Source organism: Kitasatospora sp. NPDC057692, assembly GCF_042799475.1.
In the GTDB taxonomy this organism is placed as follows: domain Bacteria; phylum Actinomycetota; class Actinomycetes; order Streptomycetales; family Streptomycetaceae; genus Kitasatospora.
The window spans coordinates 36,637-43,283 of record NZ_JBHVIV010000043.1 but is presented as its reverse complement, the minus strand read 5'-3'; the positions used below and the strand labels follow the sequence as shown (position 1 = coordinate 43,283).

The 6,647-nt window shown below is 74.3% G+C and carries 5 protein-coding genes; 4 read left to right on the top strand and 1 reads right to left on the bottom strand.

Annotation, left to right across the window (positions count from 1 at the left end; all coding sequences use genetic code 11):
* On the bottom strand, window positions 1-957 hold a 957-nt coding region (locus ACFVFS_RS23365; RefSeq protein WP_380626553.1), incomplete at its 3' end, for a ferritin-like domain-containing protein.
* A gap of 295 nt (window positions 958-1,252) precedes the next feature.
* Here ACFVFS_RS23365 and rimP point away from each other — a divergent pair.
* The 4 genes from rimP (at window position 1,253) to infB (ending at window position 6,555) form a co-directional block, all read left to right on the top strand.
* A complete protein-coding gene (gene rimP / locus ACFVFS_RS23360) occupies window positions 1,253-1,774 on the top strand; it encodes a ribosome maturation factor RimP (protein ID WP_380626552.1) in 522 nt (173 codons plus the stop codon).
* 57 nt (window positions 1,775-1,831) lie between these two features.
* The gene (nusA, locus tag ACFVFS_RS23355; RefSeq protein ID WP_380626551.1) at window positions 1,832-2,833 is read left to right on the top strand and encodes a transcription termination factor NusA; all 1,002 of its coding nucleotides are present in this window, start codon (window positions 1,832-1,834) and stop codon (window positions 2,831-2,833) included.
* Between the two features lie 126 nt (window positions 2,834-2,959).
* Window positions 2,960-3,205, top strand: coding sequence for a YlxR family protein (locus ACFVFS_RS23350; protein WP_380626550.1), 246 nt, complete (start codon window positions 2,960-2,962; stop codon window positions 3,203-3,205).
* A gap of 212 nt (window positions 3,206-3,417) precedes the next feature.
* On the top strand, window positions 3,418-6,555 hold the full coding sequence (gene infB, locus ACFVFS_RS23345) for a translation initiation factor IF-2 (protein WP_380626549.1): 3,138 nt from the start codon (window positions 3,418-3,420) through the stop codon (window positions 6,553-6,555).
* The last annotated feature ends 92 nt before the right edge of the window (window positions 6,556-6,647 follow it).

The window sequence follows — 6,647 nt, the reverse complement described above, 5'->3', positions numbered from 1 at the left end:
GTCAGGGGGTGGGGGATGCGGCGGGGTGGTGGGGATGCCGGGGAAGGGGGTGGCGGTGGCGCCCCAGCGGTGGGCGCGGAGGGCGCACTCGCGGAGGGCGTCGGCGGCGAGGGGGCGGTGGGGGGCGGGGGCGGCGGCGACCAGGTCGGCGTAGACGGTGGTGAGGCGGGTTTCCAGGTGGGCGGCCAGACGGGTGGCGGCGGCGGTGTCGGTGACCGGGAAGGGGAGCTGGTAGCCGGCGGCCGCGGCGGCGGGGGTGGCGCCGGTGCCGGTGAGGAGGCGCTGCCAGGCGTCGCGGCGGGACTGGTGGGCGGCCAGGGCGGCGCGGGCGTCGGTGCGCTGCTGGTCGTCGGGGAGGCGGGCGCCGACCACGCCGTAGCCGTAGATGGCCGCGTGCTCGGCGCTCAGGGCCTCCTGGAAGGGGGTGGCCGCTTCGCCGGGGGTGGGGACGGCGGTGGGGGACGGGGCGGCCGTCGCGACGGGGGCGGGGGCGGGGTCGCCCAGGGCGCCGGCGTGGAGGGCGCCGGCGGTGGCGACGGAGGCCAGCAGGCGGGCCAGCTGGGGGGAGGCGGCGCCCAGGTCGGCGAGGCGGGACTCGGCGGTCTGGCGTTCGAGGGCGGCAAGGGCGGGGAGGGTGGTGGGGGCCGCCGTGGCCGGGGCGGCCGGGGTGGTGGGGGGAATCGTGGTGGAGGGCTGGAGGGCGGCGCGGTGCTGGGCGACCTCGGCGCGCAGGGACTGGAGCTGGGGGGCCTGGGGGAGGAGGGCGTCGTAGCCGGCGAGGAGGGTGTCGGTGGCGGCGACGGCGCGCAGGCGGACGGGCTCGTCCGGGTCGGGGCGGCGGCCGCCGGCCGAGCCGGCGGGGTCGGCGCCGCTCCCGTCGGTGCAGGCGGTGAGGGTCGCGCCGGCGGTGAGGAGCAGCCCGAAGGTCAGAAGGGTCCGTCGGCTGGGCGGCTGCATGGGTGTCACTCCGGAGCGTGTACGGGAGGACGGCCTGCCCGCCTGCCCTCATTGGCGTGAATGATTACAGAATCCTTACGTCTGTGGGCACGGATTGCGTTCGCGGTGGGGGCGTGCGGGCGGTGTGAGCTTGCTCGCACCGGGTGAGCCGGGGCCGGGGCCGGAATCGGTGGTTGGGGGGTTCACCGGCTAGGCTTTGGGCCGAGCCGCCGTGACCCGGCTGTGCGCCGTACCGGCGCCGGGGGTGCGGCGCGACCTTCCGACAACAGCAGACGCGGCCGAGGAGTCCACCCGGATGAGCACCACCCACACCGACCGGCTGCGCGCGTTGCTGGAGCCGCTGGCCGCGCAGGCGGGCCTGGATCTGGAGGACGTCAAGGTCACCCAGGCGGGCAGCCGCCGCCAGGTGCAGATCGACGTGGACGCCGACGGCGGCGTGGACCTGGACACCATCGCGGAGTTCAGCCGGGTGGTCGGCGAGGCCCTCGACGAGTCGGACGTGATGGGCTCCGGGGCGTACGTCCTGGAGGTCGGTTCGCCGGGTGCGGAGCGTCCGCTGGGCGCGCCGCGGCACTGGGCCCGCGCCGAGGGCAGGCTGGCGAAGATCCACCTGGTCGACGGCGGGGAGATCGTCGCGCGGGTGCTGGAGGCGGACGAGGACGGCGCGCTGGTCGAGGTGCAGCCGGTGAAGGGCCGCGGCCGGCCCAAGGAGCGCCGTCTGGAGTACGGCGAGGTCGCCCGTGCGCGCGTCCAGGTGGAGTTCAACCGCAAGGACGACGAGCTGCTGCTCGACGAGGGGGACGACGGTGCGGAGTGACGACCTGCGCACCGACCGCACCATGATGAACGTGACGAAAGACGAGGAGGCGTAGCCGTGGACATCGACATGAGTGCCCTGCGCACGCTGGTCAGCGAGAAGAACATCCCCTTCGGCCTCGTGGTCGAGTCGATCGAGTCGGCCCTCCTCACCGCGTACCACCGCACCGAGGGCTCGCGCCGCCGCGCCCGGGTCGAGCTGGACCGCAAGACCGGCCACGTGACGGTCTGGGCGACCGAGGACGCGTCGGAGCTGGAGGAGGGCGTCGAGCCGAAGGAGTTCGACGACACCCCGAGCGGCTTCGGCCGGATCGCCTCCAGCATCGGCATGCAGGTGATGATGCAGCGGCTGCGTGACGCCGCCGACGACCAGACCTTCGGCGAGTACGCGGGCAAGGAGGGCGACATCGTCACCGGTGTCGTCCAGCAGGGCAACGACCCGAAGAACGTGCTGGTCGACATCGGCAAGCTGGAGGCCATCCTCCCGCCGCAGGAGCAGGTCCCGGGCGAGGACTACCGGCACGGCACCCGGCTGAAGTGCTACGTCGTGGCCGTGCGCCGGGGCGTGCGCGGGGCGTCGGTGACGCTGTCGCGCACCCACCCCAGCCTGGTGAAGAAGCTGTTCGCGCTGGAGGTCCCGGAGATCGCGGACGGCAGCGTGGAGATCGCGGCGATCGCCCGTGAGGCCGGCCACCGGACCAAGATCGCGGTCTGGTCGCGCCGCCAGGGGCTGAACGCCAAGGGCGCCTGCATCGGCCCGATGGGCTCCCGGGTGCGCGCGGTGATGGGCGAGCTGCACGGCGAGAAGATCGACATCGTCGACTGGTCGGAGGACCCGCGCGAGATGGTCGCCGCCGCGCTGTCCCCCGCCCGGGTGACCAGCGTGGAGATCGTGGACCTCGCCCAGCGCTCCGCACGGGTGATCGTGCCGGACTACCAGCTGTCGCTGGCGATCGGCAAGGAGGGGCAGAACGCCCGTCTGGCCGCCCGTCTCACCGGGTGGCGGATCGACATCCGGCCGGACACCGAGGGCGCCGAGCAGGAATCCGCGGCCCGGTAGTCGTTGTTGTCCGACCGTCCCCGCTGCTCCCCCGGGATCGGCGGGGCGGCGCCATGTCCCTCCGGAGGGGTAGACTTGCCTTCGTCTGGCCGGACGCATGTCCGAGCACGCCCGGAACGCACCTGCGTGGGCTGCCGCAAGCGCGCGGCCAAGCACCAGCTGTTGCGTGTCACGGCGGTCGAGGGCGTCTGCGTCCCCGATCCCCGTGGCGCACTGCCGGGCCGGGGCGCACACCTGCACCCCGAACCGGCCTGCCTCGACCTCGCGGTCCGCCGACGGGCGTTCCCCCGGGCCTTCCGGATCCAGGGCGCGCTCGACACCGGGCGGCTCCGCGAGTTCATCGAGGAGCGGGTGAGCGACAGCTCCCCGTGACGGCTCGCCGCTCGCGCGGCGGAGAACCACCGCAACAAGCACGGCGCACGGGCAGCCCTACGCCGTGCCACCAGTCAGGTACCTCGCGATGTGGAAGTAGGTCGAGATTGCGATGAGCACTCGATGAGTACGCGATGAGTACGCGATGGGTACGCCCATGAAGTAGCGACAGTCCGGCGGACGAGACCCCCGGACTCATAGACAGGAGTGAAGTGGCTAAGGTCCGGGTTTACGAACTCGCCAAGGAGCTCGGCTTGGAGAGCAAGGCCGTCATGGCCAAGCTCACCGAGCTCGGTGAGTTCGTCCGTTCGGCGTCCTCGACGATCGAGGCGCCGGTCGTACGCAAGTTGACTGACGCGCTTGGTGTGGCCCCCACCGGTGGTGGCTCCGCTGCCAAGCCGGGCCCGCGGAAGCCCGCGGCGCCCCAGCCCGCGGCCGGTTCGGCCGCGGGTGCACCCAAGCCGGGTGCCCCGACCCCGGGTCCGCGCCCCGCGGCCCCCGGTCCCCGTCCGACCCCGGCCGCCGCCGCCCCGGCGCCGGCCGCTCCGGCCGCGCCCAAGGCGTCCGGCCCGACGCCGGGCCCGCGCCCGGCTCCGCGTCCGGCGGCTCCGGCCGCCCCCGCGGCCGAGTTCTCCTCGCCGGCCCCCGCGTCCGGTGAGACCCAGGCCCAGGCCCAGGCCCCGCGCCCGGCCGCCCAGGCCTCGCGTCCGGCCGGCCCCGCCGCCGGCGGCGGCGCCCGTCCGGGCCCGCGTCCGGCCGGTCCGCGTCCGGGCAACAACCCGTTCACCTCGGGCAGCGCCACCGGTATGGCGCGTCCCGGTGACCGCCGTCCCGGCGCGCCCGGTGCGCGTCCGGGTGCCCCGGCCGGCCAGGGCGGCGACCGTCCGCGTCCGGGTGGCGACCGTCCCCGTCCGGGTGGCCAGGGTGCCCCCGGCGCCGGTGCCCCCCGTCCGGGTGGCGACCGTCCGCGTCCGGGTGGCCAGGGTGCCCCTGGCGCCGGTGCCCCCCGTCCGGGTGGTGCCCCGCGTCCCGGTGGCGCGCCGCGTCCGGCCGCTCCGGGTGCCCCGGGTGCCGGTGCTCCGCGCCCCGACGGCATGCCGCGTCCGGCCGGCCCGCGTCCGACCCCGTCGGGCATGCCGCGTCCGAACCCGGGCATGATGCCGCAGCGTCCGGCCGGTCCGGGCCCGCGTCCCGGCCCGGGTGGCCGTGGTCCGGGTGGCCCCGGTGGCCGTCCGGGTGCTCCGGGTGGTGCCCGTCCGGGCTTCCAGGGCCGTCCGGCCGGTCCGGGCTCGCGTCCGGCCGGCGGCGGCTTCGGCGGCCCCCGCCCCGGTGGCGGTGCCCCGGGCGGCGGTGGCGGCGGCTTCGGCCCGCGTCCCGGCGGCTTCGGCGGCCGTCCCGGTGGCCCGGGTGCCCGTGGTGGCACGCAGGGTGCCTTCGGCCGCGGCCCCGGTGGCCGTCCGGCCCGTGGTCGCAAGTCGAAGCGGGCGAAGCGCCAGGAGTACGAGGCCATGCAGGCCCCGTCCGTCGGCGGTGTGATGCTGCCTCGCGGCAACGGCCAGACCGTTCGCCTGTCGAGCGGCGCCTCGCTGATGGACTTCGCGGAGAAGATCAACGCCAACCCGGCCGCGCTCGTCTCCGTGATGTTCAACCTCGGTGAGATGGTCACCGCGACCCAGTCGGTCTCCGACGCGACCCTCGAGCTGCTGGCCGGCGAGATGGGCTTCCAGCTGGAGATCGTCAGCCGGGACGACGAGGACCGCGAGCTGCTGGAGTCGTTCGACATCGACTTCGGTGCCGACGAGGGCGACGAGGACCAGCTGGCCCCGCGCCCGCCGGTCGTCACCGTCATGGGTCACGTCGACCACGGTAAGACCCGCCTGCTGGACGCCATCCGCAAGTCCAACGTGGTGGCCGGCGAGGCCGGTGGCATCACCCAGCACATCGGTGCGTACCAGGTGGTCACCGAGGTGAACGGCGAGCAGCGCCCGATCACCTTCCTCGACACCCCGGGTCACGAGGCGTTCTCCGCCATGCGTGCCCGTGGTGCCAAGTCCACCGACATCGCGATCCTGGTGGTCGCGGCCAACGACGGTGTCATGCCGCAGACGGTCGAGGCGCTCAACCACGCCAAGGCCGCCGGTGTGCCGATCGTGGTCGCCGTCAACAAGATCGACGTCGAGGGCGCCGACCCGACCAAGGTCCGCGGCCAGCTGACCGAGTTCGGCCTGGTGGCCGAGGAGTACGGCGGCGACACCATGTTCGTCGACATCTCCGCGCGCCAGGGTCTGCACATCGACCAGCTGCTGGAGGCCGTGGTCCTGACCGCGGACGCCTCGCTCGACCTGCGGGCCAACCCCGAGCAGGACGCGCAGGGTATCGCCATCGAGGCCCACCTCGACAAGGGCCGCGGTGCCATGGCGACCGTCCTCGTGCAGCGCGGTACCCTCCGCGTCGGCGACTCGATCGTGGTCGGCGACGCCTACGGCCGCGTCCGCGCGATGCTGGACGAGAACGGCAACAACCTCGCCGAGGCCGGCCCGTCCCGCCCGGTGCTGCTGCTCGGTCTGACCTCGGTGCCCCGCGCCGGCGACAGCTTCATCGTCGTCGACGAGGACCGCACCGCCCGCCAGATCGCCGAGAAGCGCTCGGCCCGCGACCGCAACGCCGCCTTCGCGCAGCGTCGGGTCCGGGTGTCCCTGGAGGACCTGGACAAGGCCATCGCCGCCGGCTCCATCGAGCAGCTCAACCTCATCATCAAGGGTGACGTCTCCGGTTCGGTGGAAGCCCTCGAGGACGCCCTCGTCAAGCTGGACGTGGGCGAGGAGGTCGAGCTCCGGGTCCTGCACCGCGGTGTGGGTGCCATCACCGAGTCCGACGTGGACCTGGCGATGGGCTCGGACGCCATCATCATCGGCTTCAACGTGCGCGCCGAGGGCCGTGCGCGCACCGCGGCCGACAAGGAAGGCGTGGACGTCCGGTACTACTCGGTCATCTACCAGGCGATCGAGGAGATCGAGAACGCCCTCAAGGGCAAGCTCAAGCCGGAGTACGAGGAGGTGCGCCTCGGCGCCGCGGAGATCCGCGAGGTCTTCCGCTCCTCCAAGTTCGGCAACATCGCCGGTGTCCTGGTCCGCGACGGTGTCATCCGCCGCAACACCAAGGCCCGCCTGCTGCGCGACGGCAAGGTCGTGGCGGAGAGCCTCACCATCGAGGGTCTGCGCCGCTTCAAGGACGACGCGACCGAGGTCCGCGAGGGCTTCGAGGCCGGTGTGACCCTGGGGTCGTTCAACGACATCAAGGTCGACGACATCATCGAGACCTACGAGATGCGCGAGAAGCCGCGCGCGTAAGCGGGTGGCCGCCGGGGCCGGGGGACGGGGGGGATTAACCGCGGACGGGCCCCGGGCTGCTGTGTTTGGGGCGGGGAGCGGGGCGGTTGCGG